This window comes from Streptomyces actuosus (assembly GCF_016921115.1).
Lineage (GTDB): Bacteria > Actinomycetota > Actinomycetes > Streptomycetales > Streptomycetaceae > Streptomyces > Streptomyces actuosus_A.
This window is the reverse complement of sequence record NZ_JAFFZS010000036.1, coordinates 41,446-62,454: the sequence shown is the minus strand read 5'-3', so window position 1 is coordinate 62,454 and position 21,009 is coordinate 41,446. Positions and strand designations below refer to the sequence as shown.

Annotated in this window: 20 protein-coding genes; 17 read left to right on the top strand and 3 right to left on the bottom strand. The window is 73.8% G+C overall.

Features of this window, described 5'->3' with window-relative positions; translation table 11 throughout:
- Positions 1–22 precede the first annotated feature (22 nt).
- Positions 23–754 (bottom strand): MBL fold metallo-hydrolase, encoded by a 732-nt coding sequence (locus JS756_RS30110; protein WP_205386419.1) that lies wholly within the window; start codon positions 752–754, stop codon positions 23–25.
- 206 nt (positions 755–960) lie between these two features.
- Here JS756_RS30110 and hrcA point away from each other — a divergent pair, with 206 nt between their 5' ends.
- The 10 genes from hrcA to JS756_RS30060 all read left to right on the top strand — a co-directional run bounded on the left by hrcA (position 961) and on the right by JS756_RS30060 (position 11,923).
- Complete coding sequence (gene hrcA, locus JS756_RS30105) at positions 961–1,977, top strand: heat-inducible transcriptional repressor HrcA (RefSeq protein WP_205386431.1); 1,017 nt, start codon at positions 961–963, stop codon at positions 1,975–1,977.
- Positions 1,978–3,114 carry a molecular chaperone DnaJ gene (dnaJ, locus tag JS756_RS30100; protein WP_205386418.1) on the top strand — a complete coding sequence of 379 codons (1,137 nt, stop codon included), beginning with the start codon at positions 1,978–1,980 and terminating at the stop codon, positions 3,112–3,114.
- Between the two features lie 304 nt (positions 3,115–3,418).
- Entirely contained in the window at positions 3,419–4,486 is a 1,068-nt protein-coding gene (locus JS756_RS30095) for a nitronate monooxygenase (protein ID WP_205386417.1), read from the top strand.
- A gap of 1 nt (position 4,487) precedes the next feature.
- Positions 4,488–5,228 carry a 16S rRNA (uracil(1498)-N(3))-methyltransferase gene (locus tag JS756_RS30090; RefSeq protein WP_205386416.1) on the top strand — a complete coding sequence of 247 codons (741 nt, stop codon included), beginning with the start codon at positions 4,488–4,490 and terminating at the stop codon, positions 5,226–5,228.
- Positions 5,229–5,248: 20 nt separating this feature from the next.
- On the top strand, positions 5,249–5,641 hold the full coding sequence (locus JS756_RS30085; RefSeq protein ID WP_205386415.1) for a VOC family protein: 393 nt from the start codon (positions 5,249–5,251) through the stop codon (positions 5,639–5,641).
- Positions 5,642–5,794: 153 nt separating this feature from the next.
- Positions 5,795–6,334, top strand: a complete 540-nt coding sequence (locus JS756_RS30080; RefSeq protein ID WP_205386414.1) for a hypothetical protein — start codon at positions 5,795–5,797, stop codon at positions 6,332–6,334.
- 45 nt (positions 6,335–6,379) lie between these two features.
- Complete coding sequence (locus JS756_RS30075) at positions 6,380–9,571, top strand: S41 family peptidase (protein WP_205386413.1); 3,192 nt, start codon at positions 6,380–6,382, stop codon at positions 9,569–9,571.
- A 77-nt stretch (positions 9,572–9,648) separates the two neighbouring features.
- Positions 9,649–10,002 (top strand): histidine triad nucleotide-binding protein, encoded by a 354-nt coding sequence (locus JS756_RS30070; RefSeq protein WP_205386412.1) that lies wholly within the window; start codon positions 9,649–9,651, stop codon positions 10,000–10,002.
- Between the two features lie 5 nt (positions 10,003–10,007).
- Positions 10,008–10,913 (top strand): ribonuclease Z, encoded by a 906-nt coding sequence (locus JS756_RS30065; RefSeq protein WP_205386411.1) that lies wholly within the window; start codon positions 10,008–10,010, stop codon positions 10,911–10,913.
- A gap of 20 nt (positions 10,914–10,933) precedes the next feature.
- A complete protein-coding gene (locus JS756_RS30060) occupies positions 10,934–11,923 on the top strand; it encodes an adenosine deaminase (RefSeq protein WP_205386410.1) in 990 nt (329 codons plus the stop codon).
- 47 nt (positions 11,924–11,970) lie between these two features.
- On the opposite strand, the gene JS756_RS30055 is transcribed toward JS756_RS30060, so the two are convergent.
- Positions 11,971–13,257 (bottom strand): MFS transporter, encoded by a 1,287-nt coding sequence (locus JS756_RS30055; RefSeq protein WP_205386409.1) that lies wholly within the window; start codon positions 13,255–13,257, stop codon positions 11,971–11,973.
- A 798-nt stretch (positions 13,258–14,055) separates the two neighbouring features.
- Here JS756_RS30055 and JS756_RS30050 point away from each other — a divergent pair.
- The 5 genes from JS756_RS30050 to JS756_RS30030 all read left to right on the top strand — a co-directional run bounded on the left by JS756_RS30050 (position 14,056) and on the right by JS756_RS30030 (position 18,551).
- Positions 14,056–15,177 (top strand): carbohydrate kinase family protein, encoded by a 1,122-nt coding sequence (locus tag JS756_RS30050; RefSeq protein ID WP_307791230.1) that lies wholly within the window; start codon positions 14,056–14,058, stop codon positions 15,175–15,177.
- A 123-nt stretch (positions 15,178–15,300) separates the two neighbouring features.
- Positions 15,301–16,368, top strand: a complete 1,068-nt coding sequence (locus JS756_RS30045; protein WP_205386407.1) for a PhoH family protein — start codon at positions 15,301–15,303, stop codon at positions 16,366–16,368.
- A gap of 14 nt (positions 16,369–16,382) precedes the next feature.
- On the top strand, positions 16,383–16,880 hold the full coding sequence (gene ybeY / locus JS756_RS30040) for an rRNA maturation RNase YbeY (RefSeq protein WP_205386406.1): 498 nt from the start codon (positions 16,383–16,385) through the stop codon (positions 16,878–16,880).
- 7 nt (positions 16,881–16,887) lie between these two features.
- Positions 16,888–18,195 carry a hemolysin family protein gene (locus tag JS756_RS30035; protein ID WP_205386405.1) on the top strand — a complete coding sequence of 436 codons (1,308 nt, stop codon included), beginning with the start codon at positions 16,888–16,890 and terminating at the stop codon, positions 18,193–18,195.
- The gene (locus JS756_RS30030; protein WP_205386404.1) at positions 18,192–18,551 is read left to right on the top strand and encodes an MmcQ/YjbR family DNA-binding protein; all 360 of its coding nucleotides are present in this window, start codon (positions 18,192–18,194) and stop codon (positions 18,549–18,551) included. The genes JS756_RS30035 and JS756_RS30030 overlap by 4 nt, the downstream gene beginning before the upstream one ends.
- Positions 18,552–18,609: 58 nt before the next feature.
- Here the strand turns inward: JS756_RS30030 and JS756_RS30025 are convergent, their stop codons facing one another.
- A complete protein-coding gene (locus JS756_RS30025) occupies positions 18,610–19,353 on the bottom strand; it encodes a TetR/AcrR family transcriptional regulator (protein WP_205386403.1) in 744 nt (247 codons plus the stop codon).
- Positions 19,354–19,530: 177 nt separating this feature from the next.
- Between JS756_RS30025 and JS756_RS30020 the strand changes: the two genes are divergently transcribed.
- Positions 19,531–20,490 carry an NAD-dependent epimerase/dehydratase family protein gene (locus JS756_RS30020; RefSeq protein ID WP_205386402.1) on the top strand — a complete coding sequence of 320 codons (960 nt, stop codon included), beginning with the start codon at positions 19,531–19,533 and terminating at the stop codon, positions 20,488–20,490.
- Between the two features lie 137 nt (positions 20,491–20,627).
- Positions 20,628–20,981: a cytidine deaminase-like protein gene (locus tag JS756_RS30015; protein WP_205386401.1), complete on the top strand. Its 354-nt coding sequence runs from the start codon at positions 20,628–20,630 to the stop codon at positions 20,979–20,981.
- The last annotated feature ends 28 nt before the right edge of the window (positions 20,982–21,009 follow it).

Sequence of the window (21,009 nt, the reverse complement as noted above, 5' to 3'; positions counted from 1 at the left end):
TGGCGGGCCGCGGCGGCCACGATCACCGCGACACGCCGAAGCGGGCCGCCAGTGCGTCCCGCTGCCCGCGTACGAACACGGCGTCGACCACCGCGCCGTGACCGGGCACGTACACCGCGTCCTCGCCGCCGAGCGACAGAAGGCGGTCCAGGGCGTCGGGCCAGCGGGACGGCACCGCGTCCGGGCCGGCCTGCGGCTCACCCGATTCCTCGACCAGGTCGCCGCAGAAGACCACCTCCGGGTCGCCGGGGACGAGCACGGCCAGATCGTGCGCCGTGTGTCCGGGGCCCACGTTGGCCAGCAGCACCTGCCGGCCGCCGCCCAGGTCGAGCGTCCATTCGCCCGAGACCACGTGCCCCACCGGCGCCAGCGCGTCCACGGCCTCCTGCGCCGCGGGGGCGTCCAGGCCGTTGCGCACGGCGTCCGCGCGCAACTCCTCGCGGTTCCGGGCACGGGCCAGCAGCGTGTCCGCACCGACCGCGCCGTAGACCTCGGCGCCCGCGAACGCCGCCGCACCGAACACGTGATCGAAGTGGGGGTGGGTGAGCGCGAGATGGGTCACACGGTGCCCGGCCAGCCTCTCCGCCTGCGCGCGCAGCCGGGCGCCCTCCGCGATGCTCGCCCCGGCGTCGATCAGCAGCGCCGTCCCGCCGCCCACCACCAGCCCCGTCGTGCAGTCCCACACCGGCAGCCGGCACCGGCCGACCCCCGTGGCCAGCCGCTCCCACTCCAGCTCTTCCCAAGTCACCGTCATACCGCGACGCTAGTGCTGTGACCGGAAAGGTTCTCCGCGGACCGGGCCCCACGACCGTGCGCGGGAGGACCGACCTTGCCCGCGGTGCACCCCACCGCCGTACACTGGGCCGGGGAAGTCTGGCACTCGGGCACACAGAGTGCCAGGCGGTGGCAGACCCAGTGGCGGACATGTCGTCGGGACACGGACTTGTGGAGGTGAGCGCGGTGCTGAGTGAACGCAGGCTCCAGGTGCTGCGCGCCATCGTCCAGGACTACGTGGGCACCGAGGAGCCGGTGGGCTCCAAGGCGCTGACCGAGCGGCACAGCCTCGGCGTCTCTCCGGCCACGGTCCGCAACGACATGGCGGCCCTGGAGGAGGAGGGGTTCATCGCCCAGCCGCACACAAGTGCCGGGCGCATCCCCACCGACAAGGGCTACCGGCTGTTCGTCGACAAGCTCGCCGGCGTCAAGCCGATGAGCCCGCCGGAGCGCCGCGCCATCCAGAACTTCCTGGAGGGCGCCGTCGACCTCGACGACGTCGTGGCCCGCACGGTGCGGCTGCTCGCGCAGCTCACCCGGCAGGTCGCCGTCGTGCAGTACCCGTCCCTGACCCGGTCGACCGTGCGGCACGTCGAACTGCTGGCACTCGCCCCCGCGCGGGTGATGCTGGTGCTGATCACCGACACCGGGCGGGTCGAGCAGCGGGTGGTCGACTGCCCGGTGCCGTTCGGCGAGGCGTCCCTGGCGGACCTCAGAGCCCGGCTCAACAGCAGGGTCGCGGGCCGCAGGTTCACCGACGTGCCGAGACTGGTGGAGGACCTGCCGGACGGCTTCGAGGCCGAGGACCGAGGTACGGTTTGCACAGTGCTCTCCACCCTGCTGGAGACGCTCGTCGAGGAGAACGAGGAGCGGTTGATGATCGGCGGCACCGCCAATCTCACCCGCTTCGCACATGACTTCCCCCTCACGATCCGGCCCGTGCTGGAGGCACTGGAGGAGCAGGTCGTCCTCCTGAAGCTGCTCGGCGAGGCCCAGGATCCGGGCGTGACCGTCCGTATCGGTCACGAGAACGCCCACGAAGGACTCAACTCCACGTCCGTCGTGTCGGTCGGTTACGGTTCGGGCGGCGAGGCGGTTGCCAAGCTCGGCGTGGTCGGACCGACCCGCATGGACTACCCGGGAACGATGGGAGCGGTACGCGCAGTGGCACGGTACGTCGGACAGATCCTGGCGGAGTCGTAAGTGGCCACGGACTACTACGCCGTACTCGGCGTGCGCCGCGATGCGTCGCAGGAAGAGATCAAGAAGGCCTTCCGGCGGCTCGCGCGCGAGCTGCACCCGGACGTCAATCCGGATCCGAAGACCCAGGAGCGGTTCAAGGAGATCAACGCCGCCTACGAGGTGTTGTCGGACCCGCAGAAGAAGCAGGTCTACGACCTCGGCGGCGATCCGCTCTCGCAGGCCGGCGGTGCCGGTGCGGGCGGCTTCGGGGCCGGCGGCTTCGGCAACTTCTCCGACATCATGGACGCCTTCTTCGGCACGGCGTCCCAGCGGGGCCCGCGCTCGCGGACCCGGCGCGGCCAGGATGCGATGATCCGCATCGAGATCGAGCTGGACGAGGCCGCCTTCGGCACCACCAAGGACATTCAGGTCGACACGGCGATCGTCTGCTCGACCTGCAGCGGGGAGGGCGCGGCACCGGGCACCTCCCCCCAGACCTGCGACATGTGCCGCGGCCGAGGCGAGGTCTCCCAGGTCACCCGGTCCTTCCTGGGCCAGGTCATGACCTCGCGGCCGTGCCCGCAGTGCCAGGGCTTCGGCACCGTGGTGCCCACGCCGTGCCCGGAGTGCGCCGGCGACGGACGGGTGCGGTCGCGGCGGACGCTGACCGTGAAGATCCCGGCCGGTGTCGACAACGGCACGCGGATCCAGCTCGCGGGCGAGGGCGAGGTGGGCCCGGGCGGCGGCCCCGCCGGTGATCTGTACGTCGAGATCCACGAGTTGCCGCACGCGGTGTTCCAGCGCCGCGGCGACGATCTGCACTGCACGGTGACGATCCCGATGACCGCGGCGTCGCTCGGCACCAAGGTGCCGCTGGAGACGCTCGACGGGCTGGAGGAGGTCGACATCCGGCCCGGCACCCAGTCGGGTCAGTCCATCCCGCTGCACAACCGGGGTGTGACCCATCTGCGCGGCGGCGGCCGGGGCGACCTGATCGTCCACGTCGAGGTGCAGACCCCCAACAAGCTCGACCCGGAGCAGGAGCGGCTGCTGCGCGAGCTGGCGAAACTGCGGGGTGAGGAGCGGCCCACGGGGCAGTTCCAGCCAGGTCAGCAGGGGCTGTTCTCCCGGCTGAAGGACGCGTTCAACGGGCGCTGACCCGCACGCGGGCGGCGCCGGCCCGGATGCGGGCGCCCGCCGCCCGCGGTGACGAGGACGAAGGGGCACGGGCACCGGCCACCGGTGCCCGTGCCCCGGTCCGTTCCGCGCCCGTTTCGCCGCTCGCCCCCGGGTTCGGCACCGCTCCCGTGCCCGCGCCCTCGCCCCTCGGCGCCGGTCCCGGGCCGCTCCACAGCCCGAGATCCCGGCCCGTTCCCCTGTCCGTCACGGGGCCCATTCCGGTGTCCTATGACAAAGGACGGCCGGTTTCGGACTTGTTCGCCGCACGTGACACCATGCGCTCATGTCCTCCGCACTGACCGATCTTTTCCCCCATCCGATCGTGCAGGCCCCCATGGCGGGCGGCGTCTCTGTTCCTCAGCTCGTCGCCGCGGTCTGCGAGGCGGGCGGGCTCGGCTTCCTCGCCGCCGGCCACAAGACCGCCGACGGCATGTACCAGGAGATCAAGCAGCTGCGGAGCCTGACCGGCCGCCCCTTCGGCGTGAACCTGTTCATGCCGCAGCCCGAGTACGCCGAGTCCGGGACGGTCGAGCTCTACGCCCAGCAGCTGGCCGGTGAGGCCGGCTGGTACGAGACCGAGCTCGGCGACCCCGAGACCGGACGCGACGACGGCTACGACGCCAAACTCGCGGTGCTGCTGGACAACCCCGTGCCGGTCGTCTCGTTCCACTTCGGCGTCCCCAGCCCCGGAGCGCTGGAGTCGCTGCGCCGGGCCGGCACCTTCACCCTCGTCACCGCCACCACGGCGGAGGAGGCCCTCGCCGTGCAGCGGGCCGGGGCCGACGCGGTGATCGTGCAGGGCGTCGAGGCCGGCGGTCCCCAGGGCGCCCACCGCGACGACCCCGAGGCGGACGCCGGCGGTATCGGCCTGCTGTCCCTGATCGCCCAGGTCCGCGAGACCGTGAGCATCCCCCTCGTCGCCACCGGCGGCATCATGCGCGGCAGCCAGATCGCCGCCGTGCTGGCCGCGGGCGCGAGTGCCGCCCAGCTCGGCACCGCGTTCCTCGTGACGCCCGAGTCCGGCGCGCCCGCCGTGCACAAGCAGGCGCTGACCAACCCGCTGTTCGTCCGCACGGAGTTGACGCGGGCGTTCTCCGGCCGCCCGGCCCGCGGACTGGTGAACCGGTTCCTGCGCGAGCACGGCCCGTACGCGCCGGCCGCCTACCCGGAGGTCCACCACCTGACCTCGCCGATCAGGAGGGCCGCCGCCAAGGCCCGCGACGCGCAGGGCATGGCGCTGTGGGCGGGACAGGGCCACCGCATGGCCCGGGAGCTGCCGGCCGGGCAGCTCGTGGACGTCCTGGCGGACGAACTCGCCGCCGCCCGGACAGCGTTGTCGAGGGGAGTCTGAGATGACCGCGCCGGTGTTCGTCGCCGACCGGCTGCCCGACGGGGCCGGTCGCGGGTTCGTGCTGGACGGGCCCGAGGGCCGGCACGCCGTCTCCGTGAAGCGGCTGCGGCCGGGGGAGGTCGTGGTGCTGACCGACGGGGCGGGACGCTGGGCCGAGGGCGAGGTCACCGCGGCCGAGGGCAAGGACCGGCTCGTCGTCGATCTCGGCGCGGTGCGCGAGGAGCCGCAGGCGTCCCCCCGCCTCACCGTCGTGCAGGCGCTGCCCAAGGGGGACCGGGGCGAGCTGGCGGTCGAGACGATGACCGAGGTCGGCGTCGACGCGGTCGTGCCGTGGGCCGCCGCCCGCTGCATCACGCAGTGGAAGGGCGAGCGCGGGCTCAAGGCGCTCGGCAAGTGGCGCTCCACCGCACGCGAGGCGGGCAAGCAGTCCCGCAGGGTCCGCTTCCCCGAGGTCGCGGACGCGGCGGGCACCCGGCAGGTCGCCGCGCTGCTCGCCGAGGCGGACTTCGCCGCCGTCCTCCACGAGAGCGGCGACCGGCCGCTCGCCTCCGCGGCGCTGCCCGAGCACGGCTCGATCGTGCTCGTCGTCGGGCCGGAAGGGGGCGTCGCCCCCGAGGAGTTGGCGCTGTTCGAGGAGGCCGGCGCGCTGCCGTACCGGCTGGGGCGTAGCGTGTTGCGCACGTCGACGGCCGGTACGGCCGCCGCCGCGCTGATCCTCGGCCGTACCGGCCGCTGGGACTGACACACCGGGGGAAGGCAACCGTGGAACTCGCTCAAGTCCGCCTGCTGGTCACCGACTTCGCCGCCTGTTACCGCTTCTACGCCGAGGTGCTCGGCCTCAAACCGCAGTCCGGGGCGAGCGAGGGACCGTACGAGAAGTTCAGCCCCGCGACGGGATCCGCCGGGATCGCCCTGCAGGACCGGGCGATGATGGCCGCCGTGCTCGGCGAGCTCGGCGACCGGGCGAACGGGCACCGCTCACTGGTGGTGCTGCGCGTCGACGACCTGGACGCGTACTGTGCGGAGATCACCGCCCGCGGGGCCGTCCTGCTGCACGGGCCGGCCCCCATGACCGACCGGATGCGGATCGCCCACCTGAAGGACCCCGAGGGCAACCTGGTCGAGCTGCAGCAGTGGCTGCTGCTGCGCGGCTGACGTCGCCCTCCGCCCGCCACGGCACCACCCACGCCGCCTCAAGAAGCCCCACGGCAAGGGCCGTTGCGGTGGGCGTCGGCCCGGCGGGCGGCCTGTGCGGAGGGCCGTACGCCCTCTACCCCCGGTGGCCCGGTCGGTGGCAGGCTGCCCTCCATGGCGGCATTCAGGCGCATTCGGCGGCGGCGCGTCGCGCGGGCCGCCGCCGCGGCGGGGTTCGCCGTGGTGGCCCTCGGCGGCGCCGCGGCGTGCGATCCGGGCGCGGTCAGCGCCGCGACCGTCGCGTACACCACCGATCGGACCGCGACGGCGGAGCTGGAGCGGCAGCACACCGGCGTGCGCTGGCTGAACTGCTCGGCCGGCTACGGCTCCCACGGCGCCACGCCCTCGGCGGGCACCGCCACCGTCGCCACCGTCGACTGCGAGGGCAGGACCGACGACGGCCGGGACATCACCGTCACCGGCAAGGTCACCCGGGCCGTCTCCGGATCCTGCGTGCGCGGGGACCTCGTCGCGAAGGTCGGCGGCAAGCAGGTGTTCCACGTCGGCGGGCTCGGCACGTGCGACACGACGCCCTCGCCGGTCGGTCCGCCGCCCGGCGGCGGGCAGCCGGGGCGGCCCACGGTGACGGTGACCGTCACCCGGACCGTCTGGTGCCAGCAGGACCCGCAGTGCCGTCCCGTGGAGGGGAAGTGATCCGTTCCCCTGTGCAGGGCCGTCCGCGCTGCATAGGGTGATCGTGTGACACAGTCGCCCGCGTCCTACCTCAGGTTTCCCCATCTCCACGGCGAGTTGGTCGCCTTCACCGCCGAGGACGACGTCTGGCTCGCGCCCGTCGACGGCGGACGGGCCTGGCGGGTCAGTGCCGACAACGTGGCCGTGACCCTGCCGCGCATCTCACCCGACGGCACCACCCTCGCCTGGACGTCCACCCGCGACGGCGCCCCCGAGGTGCACGTCGCGCCGGTCGACGGCGGCCCCGCCAGGAGGCTGACCCACTGGGGCAGCTGGCGCACCCAGGTGCGCGGCTGGACGCCGGACGGCCGGGTCCTCGCCCTCACCACCCACGGCCAGACCAGTCTGCGCCGCACCTGGGCGCACGCCGTGCCGCTGGACGGTGGACCGGCCGAGCGGCTGCCGTACGGCCTCGTGGGCGACGTCGCCCACGGCCCGCACACCGTCCTGCTGTCCGCAGGCGGCCGTGAGGCCGCCCACTGGAAGCGCTACCGGGGCGGCACGGCGGGCAAGCTGTGGATCGACCGGGAGGGCGAGGGGGAGTTCGCCCGCCTGCACGAGGAACTCGACGGGAACCTCGAATGCCCGGTGTGGGTGGGCGAGCGGATCGCCTTCCTGTCCGATCACGAGGGCACCGGAGCGCTGTACTCGTCCCTGGCCGACGGGTCCGACCTGCGGCGACACACCCCGCTCGACGGCTTCTACGCCCGCCAGGCCTCCGGCGACGGGAGCCGTGTCGTCTACGCGTCCGCCGGTGAGCTGTGGATCCTCGACGACCTCGACGGCGCCGAGCCGCGCCGCCTCGACGTCCGGCTGGGCGGGCCGCGCGTCGACCAGCAGCCCTACCCGGTCGCCGCCGCCCGCTGGTTCTCCTCGGCGTCGCCCGACCACACCGCCCGCGGCAGCGCCGTGTGCGTGCGCGGCGGCGTCCACTGGGTCACCCACCGGTCGGGACCGGCCCGGGCGCTTGCCGCCCAGCCCGGCGTACGCGCCCGCCGGCCCCGCGCCTTCCGCGCCGAGGGCGAGGAGTGGGTGGTGTGGGTGACCGACGCCGAGGGCGACGACGCGCTGGAGTTCGCGCCCGCCGCCGGGCTCGGCCCCGGCGCCACCCCCCGCCGGATCGCCGCCGGCCGGCTCGGGCGGGTCCTCGACCTGGCCATGGCACCGGACGGCAGTCGGGCCGCCGTCGCCAGCCACGACGGGCGCGTCCTGCTCGTCGAGCGGGAGAGCGGGGAAGTGCGGGAGGTCGACCGCAGCGAGGACGGCGACGCCTCCGGGCTGACCTTCTCGCCCGACTCCGGGTGGCTGGCCTGGGCGCACCCGGGCCCGCGTCCGCTCAGCCAGCTCAAGCTCGCCAACACCACCGACCTGTCGGTCACCGAGGCGACCCCACTGCGGTTCCACGACTACGCGCCCGCGTTCACCCTCGACGGCAAGCACCTCGCCTTCCTGTCCTCGCGGTCCTTCGACCCGGTCTACGACGAGCACGTCTTCGACCTGGCGTTCGTCGAGACGTCCCGGCCGTACCTGATCACCCTCGCCGCGACGACCCCGTCGCCGTTCGGTCCGCAGCGGCACGGGCGGCCCTTCGAGTCGCCCGACAAGGACGAGAACGCGGACGGCGAGGGCACCCCGGCCACCCGGATCGACCTGGAGCAACTCGCCGACCGCATCGTGCCGTTCCCGGTGGAGGCCGCCCGCTACTCCAACCTGCGGGCCGCCAAGGACGGCGTGCTGTGGCTGCGGCACCCGGTGCGCGGCGTGCTGGGCTCCTCCCGGGCCACCCCGCAGGACCCCGACCCCAAGACCGAGCTGGAGCGCTACGACCTCCTCCAGCAGCGCATCGAGCATCTCGCCGCCGACGCGGACCACTTCGAGGTCAGCGGCGACGGCAAGCGGCTGCTGCTGTGGGCCGACGACCGGCTGAAGGTCGTCCCCAGCGACCGGCGGGCCTCCGGCGACGAGGACAGCGACACCAACATCACCGTCGACCTCGGCCGCGTCCGCCACCACCTCGACCCGGCCGCCGAGTGGCGGCAGATGTTCGAGGAGACCGGCCGGATCATGCGGGACAACTTCTGGCGCGCCGACATGGGCGGCGTCGACTGGAACGGCGTCCTCGACCGCTACCGGCCGGTGCTGGCGCGCGTCGCCACCCACGACGACCTCGTCGACCTGCTGTGGGAGGTGCAGGGCGAACTCGGCACCTCGCACGCCTACGTCATCCCGCGCGGCAGCACCGGCAACGGACCCCGGCAGGGGCTGCTCGGCGCCGACATCTCCCGGCACGAGGACGGCCACTGGCGCATCGACCGGATCCTGCCCGCGGAGACCTCCGACCCCGACGCCCGCTCCCCGCTCGCCGCGCCGGGCGTCGCGGTGCGGCCGGGCGACGCGATCGTCGCCGTCGGCGGTCGGCCCGTCGACCCGGTGACCGGGCCCGGGCCGCTGCTGGTCGGCACGGCGGGCAAGCCGATCGAGCTGACCGTCTCGCCGTCCGGTGGCGGCGAGGTCCGCTACGCCGTGGTCGTGCCGGTCGCCGACGAGGAACCGCTGCGCTACCACGCGTGGGTCGCCGACCGCCGGGCCTATGTGCACGAGACGTCCGGCGGCCGGCTCGGCTATCTGCACGTCCCCGACATGCAGGCGCCCGGGTGGGCGCAGATCCACCGCGACCTGCGGGTGGAGGTGGCCCGTGAGGGGCTGGTCGTCGACGTCCGCGAGAACCGCGGCGGCCACACCTCGCAGCTCGTCGTCGAGAAGCTGGCCCGGCGGATCGTCGGCTGGGACGTGCCGCGCGGCATGCGCCCCTTCAGCTATCCGCAGGACGCGCCCCGCGGGCCGGTCGTCGCCGTCGCCAACGAGTTCTCCGGCTCCGACGGCGACATCGTCAACGCGGCGATCAAGGCGCTCGGGCTGGGCCCGGTCGTCGGCACGCGGACCTGGGGCGGCGTCATCGGCATCGACAGCCGGTACCGGCTGGTCGACGGCACGCTGGTGACCCAGCCCAAGTACGCCATCTGGCTGGAGGGCGTCCAGTGGGGCGTGGAGAACCACGGAGTGGACCCCGATGTGGAGGTCGCCCAGCGGCCCCAGGACTATGCCGCGGGGCGGGACGCGCAACTGGACGAGGCCGTGCGGCTGGCGCTGGCAGCGCTGGAGGAACGCCCGGCGAAGGTGCCGCCCGCGCTGCCGTGACCGGCTCGGCCGGCCGGCGGGCGGCGGCCGATACGATGCACCCGTCAGAGATCCATCCCGCGTGAGGAGGCACCCGCATGGCGGGCGAGCCACAGGACGACTGCCTGTTCTGCAAGATCGTCGCAGGCACCATTCCCGCGACGATCGTGCGCGAGACGGAGACGACGGTCGCCTTCCGGGACATCAACCCCCAGGCACCCACCCACGTCCTGGTGATCCCCAAGGCGCACTACCGCGACGCCGCCGAGCTCGCCGCCCACGCCCCCGAGCTCGCCGCGGACGTGCTGCGCGAGAGCGCGGCGGTCGCCGACGAGGACAAGCTGGACAGCTACCGCACCGTCTTCAACACCGGCAGCGGCGCGGGGCAGACCGTCTGGCACGCGCACGCCCACGTCCTCGGCGGCCGTGGCCTCAACTGGCCTCCCGGGTAGGCGTCGTGTCCGTACGCGAGCTCGTGGTCCTCGGCACCGCCAGCCAGGTCCCGACCCGGCACCGCAACCACAACGGCTACCTGCTGCGCTGGGACGGCGAGGGCTTCCTGTTCGACCCCGGTGAGGGTACCCAGCGGCAGATGCTGCGGGCCGGGGTCGCCGCCCACGACGTCGACCGGATCTGCGTCACGCACTTCCACGGCGACCACTCGCTCGGCCTTGCCGGTGTCGTCCAGCGCATCAACCTCGACAAGGTCCCGCACCCGGTCACCGCCCACTACCCGCTCTCCGGACGGCGCTTCTTCGAGCGGCTGCGGTACGCCACCGCCTACCGCGAGACGGTCCGGATCGACGAGGCCCCGATCGCCGCGGACGGCGTGATCGCCCGGACCGACGCGTACACCCTCACGGCCAGCCGCCTCTCCCACCCCGTCGAGTCCTACGGCTACCGGCTCACCGAGCCCGACGGGCGCCGTATGCTGCCCGACCGGCTCGCCGCGCACGGCATCGCGGGACCGGACGTCGGCCGCATCCAGCGCGAGGGCCGGCTGAACGGTGTCACGTTGGAGGAGGTCAGCGAGGTCCGGCGCGGACAGCGGTTCGCGTTCGTCATGGACACCCGACTGTGCGACGGTGTGCACGAACTGGCCGAGGGCTGCGACATGCTCGTCATCGAGTCGACGTTCCTCGACGAGGACGCCGAACTCGCCGAGGAGTTCGGGCACCTCACCGCCGGGCAGGCGGCGGCAGCGGCACGGGAGGCGGGCGTGCGGCACCTGGTGCTCACCCACTTCAGCCAGCGCTACACGGACCCGGACGAGTTCGAGCGGCAGGCCCGGGCCGCCGGTTTCGAGGGCGACGTGACCGTGGCGCACGATCTGCTGCGGATACCGGTTCCGAAACGTCGGTGAAACGCCCGTAGGATTCTTTGATGCCCCTCCCGAAAGCTGAACTTCACCTCCATATCGAAGGCACGCTGGAGCCGGAGCTGGCCTTCGAACTGGCCGCCCGCAACGGCGTGAGCCTGCCGTACGCCGACACCGAGGAACTCCGCGCGGCATACCGGTTCCAGGGCCTCCAGTCCTTCCTGGACCTGTACTACGAGCTGATGTCCGTCCTGCGCACCGAGCAGGACTTCGCCGATCTCGCCGAGGCCTACCTCGGGCGGGCCGCCGCGCAGGGGGTGCGGCACGCGGAGATCTTCTTCGACCCGCAGGCGCACGCCCGCCGCGGCGTGGGGATCGGCACCGTCGTCGAGGGGCTGTGGCGGGCGCTGGGCGACAGCGAGCGGAACCACGGCGTGTCCACCCGGCTGATCCTGTGCTTCCTGCGCGACGAGTCCGCAGAGTCGGCGATGGAGACCCTCCGCGCGGCCCGGCCCCACCTGGACCGCATCACCGGGGTCGGGCTGGACTCGGCCGAGGCCGGGCATCCGCCGGCGAAGTTCCGCGAGGTGTACGAGGCGGCCGCCGCGCTCGGACTGCGCCGTGTGGCGCACGCCGGCGAGGAGGGCCCGCCCGCGTACATCACCGAGGCCCTGGACGTCCTCGGGGTCGAGCGCGTGGACCACGGCCTGCGGTGCCTGGAGGACCCGGCGCTGGTCGAGCGGCTGGTGCGCGAGCGGGTCCCGCTGACGTTGTGCCCGCTGTCCAACGTGCGCCTGCACGCGGTGGACACCCTCGCCGACCATCCCCTGCCCACCCTGCTCGACGCGGGCCTGCTGTGCACGGTCAACTCCGACGACCCCGCCTACTTCGGCGGCTACGCCGGTGACACCTTCGACGCGGTGCGCGACACCCTCCACCTCACCGAGGACCGGTTGCGCGAGCTGGCCCGCAACTCCTTCCTCGCCTCCTTCCTGGAGGACGACGAGGAGCGGCGGGCCCGGTATCTCGCCGAAGTGGAGGCGTACACGTTCTGAGTCCCGCCTCCGCCGGGCCCCGAGGGGCCCTCGGGGCCCGGCGGGGATCAGGCGGCGGCCGTGTCGTAGTCGCGGGGCGCGGGCGTCTCCACCGGGATCTCCACCACCGGGCTGCCGGTGGAGCCGGCCACCGCCGCCGAAACGTTTCCGCGGCGGTGCGGCCCCAGGAGCCGGGAGCGGGACGCCCCCGCCGTGCGCGGCACCGCCACCCGGCCCGGGCCGTGGAGGGCCACGGCGGTCAGCGGGAGGGCGACCACGAGCAGCCCGGCCGCGAGAAGTGCCCCCATGGCCGGGAAGCCCGCCTGCGCGGCCAGAGCACTGCCGGCGAGCGGCCCCGCCGCCGTGCCCAGCGACGAGGCCGATCCGGTGAGCACCGCCCACCGGCCGCGCGGGTCGAGGCACGAGGCGAGTCCGATCAGGTACGACAGCACGACCGGGTAGAGGACGTTCCAGGCGATCTGGCCGGTGGCGAAGGCCGGCAGGCCGGCGGCGGACGCGCTGAGCGCGACGCAGCCCGCGATCAGGGCCGTGCCGGCCCCGATCGGCACCGCCCGGCCCCACCGCGTTCCGAGCGCGCCCGCGCCCAGCACTCCCAGCAGTCCGGCGCCGAGCGCGACGGCGAAGACGGCACCGACGGCGGCCTCGCTCAGATGCGCCTGGTACAGGCCGATGCGGCCGCTGACCCCCCACAGCGCGTTCTGGGCGAGGGACCAGCACGGCAGGGCGGCGGCCAGGGCGAGCCCGAGGCGCCGGTGGGGGAGCCTGGGGCGCGCCTCCCGGCGGGCGGGAGCAGTGCTCCGGCCCACCGGGAGGCGGCCGGTCGACGGCCACACGGCGAGCGCTGCCAGCGCGAGCGCGGCGAGGGGCTGACCGTGCCCGGGCCCCAGGTGCGGCACCGCCAGATACACGGCACCGGCCACGGCGGAGACCGACAGCAGTCCGAGCGCGGACGCCCGGTGCGGGTCGCGCTGGGCGGCGATCCCGGCGGCGGCGACGGCGGTGACCGTCCCGGAGCCGAAGCCGCCCGCCAGGGCGCCCGCGACGACGGCGGGCACGGCGTGGGCCAGCGCGGCCCCGCCGTAGCCGAGCGCGACGAGCGCGAGCCCGGCGCGGGCGGCGGCACGTGCGCCGATCCGCTCCGTCCGGGACGCCAGGAGGAACCCGGCGGCCGCCGACGCCAGCAGCAGCGTGCTGCCCACCGCGCCGGCCTGGGTGGCCGTCAGCGGCAGTCCGGCGTCCAGCCGGCCGACGATCGTCGGCAGCAGGTAGGGGGCGAGGTATCCGGCCGTGAAAAGGGCGACGAGTGGCCAGGAAGTGGTACGAGGGGCGAACACGGGCGTTCCCGGGGCATGCGAAAGAAGCGGCTCGGAAGGGGGAGAGAGGCGCAGGCCGTCGACGGACAGGAACGCGCGGGGAATTTGTATCAAGCGCGCGATGCCAGAAGAAGCGCGAAGAGTGTGATCTGGCGCACTGTCGGGTTTGAAGATCACCAGACCGGGTATTGCGCGTCTCTCTGTCGGCGAGGGGGCGGTTGCCGCCGGTCGCCGCCCCGGCACCGAGCGGCACGGCTGCCCCTCCCTCAGGCTCGCGGGCGCAGTCCCCCGCCCGCGCAGGCGGCCCCCCGACCCGCCCGCCGGGGCCTTCCCCCGGGCACAACCCCCGCGCCCGGAACCCGACGGCGCCCCGCGCGCGGAGACCGCGCAGGAGGTCGCGCCGGAACCCGGCGGCGTTCCGCCGCACCGGCCGCCGGAGGGGCGTGCCCGCCGGGCGCCCGGTGATCGAGCACGGCACCGTCGCCGCACCGCCCGTGCCGGCCCGGGCATCCAACCCGGCCGCGCACGGCGCCGGTCGCCGCACCCGCGCCGGCTCGACGACCGCCGGCCGCGCGACCGCGGCCACGCGGCGTCGGCCCGCCCCGGCCGGCGCCGGCGGTCGCGCCGGGAGCCGTGGGACGCCACGGGTCCCGCGGTACGGGCGGCCTCCGCCACCCCGGTGGTGCAGACTGACTGCATCCGCACCACGCCAGGGAGCGCATCGTGACCGCGTCCGCCTCGCCCCCGGGGACCGGAGAGGACCCCGCCGCACCGGATCCCGCCCCCAGGACGGCCAGGAGCCCCGCCGCCCGGGGGCCCATCGGAAAGGGCCCCTCGCCCATCACCCAGGGCCCGCACTGCCAGGCCGAGGTCGATCCCCTCGCCGCCCTGCGCACACCCGCCGACCCGCCCTGGGACGTCTACCTGACGGGCACGGTCTTCCTCGACATCATCTTCACCGGGCTCGACTCCGCACCGGTGCGCGGGACCGAGTCCTGGGCGCGGGGCATGGGGTCCAGCCCGGGCGGCGTGGCCAACATGGCCACCGCGCTCGCCCGCCTCGGCCTGCGCACGGCGCTGGCGGCGGCCTTCGGGGACGACCACTACGGCGACTACTGCTGGGACGCGCTGGAACAGGGCGAGGGCATCGACCTGGCACAGTCCCGCACGGTCCCCGGCTGGCACTCCCCGGTCACCGTGTCCATGGCCTACGAGGGCGAGCGCACGATGGTCTCGCACGGCCACGAGCCGCCCCCCGAGGAACCGGCCCCCGACTGCCCGCCCCGCGCCCGCGCCGCCGTCGCCTCGCTGGTGCCGGGCCGGCGGGCCCCCTGGATCGCCCAGGCCGCCGCCCGGGGCACCCGCATCTTCGCCGACGTCGGCTGGGACGACACCGGGGCGTGGGACCTCGCCGGGCTCGCCGACCTCGAACACTGCGAGGCGTTCCTGCCCAACGCCGAGGAGGCGATGCGGTACACCGGGGCCGACTGCCCGAGGGCCGCCGCCCACGCCCTGGCCGAACACGTGCCGCTCGCCGTCGTCACCCTCGGCGCGGACGGCGCCTACGCGGTGGACCGGCGCACCGGCTGCACGGCCGAGGTCCCGGCGATCGCGGTCGAGGCACTGGACCCCACGGGGGCGGGGGACGTGTTCGTCGCCGGCTTCGTCGCCGGCACCCTCGCGGGCTGGCCGCTGGCCGACCGGTTGGCGTTCGCGGGCCTGACCGCGGCCCTGTCCGTCCAGGAGTTCGGCGGTTCGCTGTCCGCGCCCGGCTGGTCGGAGATCGCGGCGTGGTGGCACGAAGTGCGGTCCCTGGACCGCCAGGACCCCGCCGCCCTGCGCCGGTACGCCTTCCTGTCGGCGCTGGTCCCCCAGGAGCAGGCCCGGCCCTGGCCGCTGCGCAGGGCGGTGCCGACGATCGGCTTCCGGCACTCGGCCTGAGCCCGCTCCTCACCGAAAAGTCCTACGGGGATGCGGGTCCCCCGTCGTACCCTGGACAGCGCGAGGCCGCTCTCAGCTACGCGGCCGTGACGAGGAGGACCCGCAGGCCTACAGCGCCGGCCCATGACTCAGACACCCACAGCTCACACCCCCGCGCAGGGACCGGCACGAGCCCAGATCACCGTTCCCGCCCAGCACCCCATGGTCACCGTGCTGGGTTCCGGCGACTCGCTCCTGCGCGTGATCGAGAAGGCCTTCCCGGGGGCCGACATCCATGTCCGGGGCAACGAGATCAGCGCGGTCGGCGACCCCACGGAAGTCGCCCTCGTCCAGCGCGTGTTCGACGAGATGATGCTGGTGCTCCGCACCGGGCAGCCGATGACGGAGGACGCAGTGGAACGCTCGATCGCCATGCTCAAGGCGAGCGAGAACGGGGAGGGTTCCGCGGAGACGCCGGCCGAGGTGCTCACGCAGAACATCCTGTCCTCGCGCGGCCGTACGATCCGCCCCAAGACCCTCAACCAGAAGCGCTACGTCGACGCGATCGACAAGCACACGATCGTCTTCGGTATCGGTCCTGCCGGCACGGGCAAGACCTACCTCGCGATGGCCAAGGCCGTGCAGGCGCTGCAGTCCAAGCAGGTCAACCGCATCATCCTGACCCGCCCCGCGGTCGAGGCCGGCGAGCGGCTCGGCTTCCTGCCCGGCACGCTCTACGAGAAGATCGACCCGTACCTGCGCCCGCTGTACGACGCCCTGCACGACATGATCGACCCGGACTCCATCCCGCGGCTGATGGCGGCGGGGACCATCGAGGTCGCACCGCTGGCCTACATGCGGGGACGTACCCTGAACGACGCCTTCATCATCCTCGACGAGGCCCAGAACACCAGCCCCGAGCAGATGAAGATGTTCCTCACCCGCCTCGGGTTCGACTCGAAGATCGTGATCACCGGTGACGTGACGCAGGTCGACCTGCCGGGCGGCACCAGGTCCGGTCTGCGGCAGGTGCAGGAGATCCTGGAAGGCGTCGAGGACGTGCACTTCTCCCGGCTCTCGTCCCACGATGTCGTACGGCACAAGCTGGTCGGCCGTATCGTCGACGCGTACGAGAAGTACGACAACACGCACGGCACCGAGAACGGCACGCACCAGGGCGGCCGGAGGAAGTCCGGGCACAAGGGGAAGTAGACAAGCACAGCACCATGTCGATCGACGTCAACAACGAGTCCGGTACCGAGGTCGACGAGCAGGCGATCCTCGACATCGCCCGCTACGCGCTCGCGCGCATGCGCATCCACCCCCTCTCCGAGCTGTCGGTGATCGTCGTGGACGCCGCCGCCATGGAGCAGTTGCACGTGCAGTGGATGGACCTGCCCGGCCCGACCGATGTCATGTCCTTCCCGATGGACGAGCTCCGGCCGCCGTCCAAGGACGACGACGAGCCCCCGCAGGGCCTGCTCGGCGACATCGTGCTGTGCCCGGAGGTCGCCACCAGGCAGGGCGCCGACGCTCCCACGCAGCACACCATGGACGAGGAGCTGCAACTGCTCACCGTCCACGGTGTGCTGCACCTGCTGGGCTACGACCACGAGGAGCCGGACGAGAAGGCCGAGATGTTCGGCCTCCAGGCGGCCATCGTGGACGGCTGGCGCGCCGAGCGGGGCCTGACCGGCCCGTCGCCGGCGCCGACCGTCTCGTAGGCCGGTCATGAGCCCGCAGATCGTTCTCGGCGCGATCGCACTGGTCGTGGTCGCCTGGCTCGCCGCCTGCGCGGAGGCGGGCCTGGCGCGTGTCTCCAGCTTCCGTGCCGAGGAGGCGGTGCGCTCGGGGCGCCGCGGCAGCGCCAAGCTCGCCCAGGTCGCCGCCGACCCCACCCGCTACCTCAACGTGGCGCTGCTGGTCCGCGTCGCCTGCGAGATGGCCGCCGCCGCGCTGGTCACCTACGCCTGCCTGCAGGAGTTCGCCGGCACCACCGAGGCTCTGCTGGTCGCCATCGGCGTCATGGTGCTGGTGTCGTACGTCGCCGTCGGCGTCTCCCCGCGCACCATCGGCCGCCAGCACCCGCTGAACACCGCGACGGCGGCGGCGTACGTGCTGCTGCCGCTGGCCCGCGTGATGGGCCCCGTCCCGCCGCTGCTGATCCTCATCGGCAACGCGCTCACCCCCGGCAAGGGCTTCCGCCGCGGCCCCTTCGCCTCCGAGGCGGAACTGCGCGCCCTGGTCGACCTCGCCGAGAAGGAGTCGCTGATCGAGGCCGAGGAGCGCCGCATGGTGCACTCGGTGTTCGAGCTGGGCGACACCCTGGTGCGCGAGGTGATGGTCCCGCGCACCGACCTCGTCGTCATCGAGCGGTACAAGACGATCCGACAGGCTCTCAGCCTCGCCCTGCGCTCCGGTTTCTCCCGCATACCGGTCGCCGGTGAGAGCGAGGACGACATCGTCGGCATCGTGTACCTGAAGGACCTGGCCCGCAAGACGCACATCAGCCGGGACGCGGAGTCCGAGCTGGTGTCCACGGCCATGCGGCCGGCGTTCTTCGTGCCCGACACCAAGAACGCGGGCGACCTGCTGCGGGAGATGCAGAAGGAGCGCAACCACGTCGCCGTCGTCATCGACGAGTACGGCGGCACCGCGGGCATCGTCACCATCGAGGACATCCTGGAGGAGATCGTCGGCGAGATCACCGACGAGTACGACCGGGAACTGCCGCCCGTGGAGAGCCTCGGCGACGACCGCTACCGGGTCACCGCCCGCCTCGACATCGGCGACCTCGGCGAACTGTACGGCCTGGAGGCCTACGACGACGAGGACGTGGAGACCGTCGGCGGACTCCTCGCCAAGGACCTGGGCCGGGTACCGATCGCCGGGGCGTCCTCCGTGGTCGAGCTGCCCGACGGCCGGGAGCTGCGGCTGACCGCGGAGGCCGCGGCCGGCCGCCGGAACAAGATCGTGACAGTGCTGGCCGAGCCGGTCGGCCCCGCCTGGACCCCCCACGAGGAGGCGATCGCCGAGTGACCCCCACGGAGCTGCGCGCCCTGTGCCTGTCCTTCGACACCGCCGTGGAGGACTTCCCGTTCAACCCGGAGACCTCGGTCTTCAAGGTGCAGGGCAGGATGTTCGCCCTGACGAACCTGGGCGTGCGGCCCCTGAAGGTCAACCTCAAGTGCGATCCCGAGGACGCGATCCGGCTGCGCTCGGTGCACCCGGACCTGATCGTCCCCGGCTGGCACATGAACAAGCGGCACTGGAACACCGTGACCGTCGACGGTGCCCTGCCGGATCTCCTGGTCCGCGAGCTCGTCGAGGACTCCTACGACCTCGTCGTGGCCGGCCTGCCGCGCGCCGACCGCCTCCGCTTGGACCGCCCCTGACCCGGCGGGCGCCGCACCGGCCGTGACCGCGGGCGGACGCCGCTCGCGGCGGGTTCGGTCACAGCACGGGTGGACGGTGCGGACGCTGCGAGGGCCGGTCGAGGCCGAAGCTGTCCGCGAGTGCGTCCATCTGGACCGTGAGCAGGGTGCCTCCGTCGTGGCCCATGCCCCGGAACTGCCCGGAGACCTCCAGGCCCACGGCCCCGTGCAACTGGGTCCAGGTGAGCACGGCTCCGGCCAGGGCCGTGCCCTCGCCGCCCGCGCCCACTCCGCTGCGGGCCCACGCGCCGACCGCGGCGTCCTCGGCCGCCCACTGCGCCATCTGCTGCACCAGCGGCCGCATCGCCGCCGCGGGTTCCGCCCCCTCGAAGCAGGCCAGGAACGGCCCGAGAACCGCCCGTGCACCGTCCAGGGTGTCGGGGGGAGCCGTGTAGCCCGGCACCGGTGTGCCCTCGATCAGCAGGTAGCGGTGCGGCTCCGCCACCGCCCAGGCGCGCACCGCCGCCGCCAGGGTCTGCAGACGCGCCCGGCGCGTCCCGTCCGCGGGGTACGCGCGGGCCGCGGCGTCGACCGCGGCACCGAGATCGGCGTAGGCGTCCCGGATCAGGTCGCTCAGCAGGGCGTCCCGGCTGTCGAAGTAGCGGTACAGGGCGGGGCCGGACAGGCCGACCTCCTTGGCGATCCGGGTCAGTGCCACGGCCGCCGTCCCTCCCTCGGCGAGCTGTCCGAGCGCGATCTGCTTGATCTCCGCGCGCGTCTGCTCCCGGTAGCGGGCTCTCGGGCCGGATGCGCCGGCGGCCATGGGCGTCTCCCCTCTCCTGTGCGCGACACATCCTAAGTGGACGATGCACCACCCACTGTTGCTACACGCTATCCCTCTAGTTATAGTCTCTAACAGAAGCGATTGATCATCACCCTCACTCGCCGCAGCGGGGCACGCCGTGGCGGGCGAGCGGGAATCTGCCCAGGGAGTCCAGCCATGTCCTCTGCCGCCGCACACCCCCGCGCCCTGCACGCCGTCCTCGGATCCGGTCCGGCGGGAACCGCGCTCGCCCGTGAGCTCGTGCGCCGCGGCCACGCCGTACGCCTCGTCGACCGCACCGCCGGCGGGCCGGACATCGAGGGCGCCGAGCGCCGTGCCGCCGACGTCAGCACCGCGGACGGGGCGCGCCGGGCCATAGCCGGGGCCGACGTCGTCCACCACTGCGTCAACGTCGGCTACCACCTCCAGGTCGAGGTGATGCCCCGCATCCAGGAGGCCGTCCTCGGCGCGGTCGCGGACGCGGGCGCCCGCCTGGTCGTGCTCGACACCCTCTACCCCTACGGCGAGACCGGGGGAGCGGTGATGACCGAGGAGAGTCCGTGGAAGGCCACCAGCGCCAAGGGCCGGATGCGGGCCGAACTCGACGAGCGGTACCTGACCGCCCACCGTGAGGGGCGGGCCCGGGTCGTCCTCGGCCGCTCCGCCGACTTCGTCGGCCCCGGCGTGCTCAACTCCAGCCTCGGAGCGGCGGTCGTCCCCGGCGCGCTGACCGGCGGGCAGGTGCTCGGCCTGGGCGACATCGACCTGCGGCACAGCTACACCTACATCGGCGACGTCGCGGCCGGCCTCGCCACCCTGGGCGAGCGCGAGGAGGGTGACGGCCGCGTGTGGCACCTGCCGACCGCTCCGGCGGTCAGCACGCGCGAGATCTTCGGCATGATCGAGGAGCGCGTGGCCCGGCCGCTGGAGATCGTCGTCCTCGCGGAGCCCCGCCCCTTCGGCCCGTTCGACGAGCGCTTCATGGCCGAGTACGCCGAGATGTTCTACCAGCACACGGAGCCGCAGATCGTGGACTCCTCCGCCTTCGAGCACGCCTTCGGCATCACCCCCACCCCCCTGGGGGCGGCGCTGGACGCCACGCTGGCCTGGTACGGCACATGGCTCGCCGACCGCTGACGGCGCCTCCCCGCCGGCCGCCCGGAGGAGCGGGGCCGACCCTCGGCCCCCTCGGCCCCGCCGCGGCCGGGACGTGGTCCGCTGCGCCGCCGACGGCTGCCGCACCGCGCTCCCCTCGGCCTCCGTATGCTCGGATCATGACCGACAGCAACGCGCTCGACCCCGAGGACCGCAAGATCGTCACCCTGGCCCGCTCGGCCCGCGCCCGCAACGGAGTGCCCGAGGGGGCGGCGGTACGCGACGACACCGGCCGCACCTACGTCGCCGGCACCGTCGCCCTGGACTCGCTCCGGCTCAGCGCGCTCCGCACGGCGGTCGCCATGGCGGTGGCGTCCGGGGCGAAGTCGCTGGAGGCGGCAGCCGTCGTGACCGAGGCGGAGTCGGTTCCCGCGGAGGACCTGGCGGCCGTGGCGGACCTGGGCGGGGCCGCGACGCCGGTGCTGCTGGCCGGGCCGGACGGAGAGGTGCGGCGGACCCGCACGGCCGGCTGATCCTCCGTCCCGCACAACGCGGGGAGGC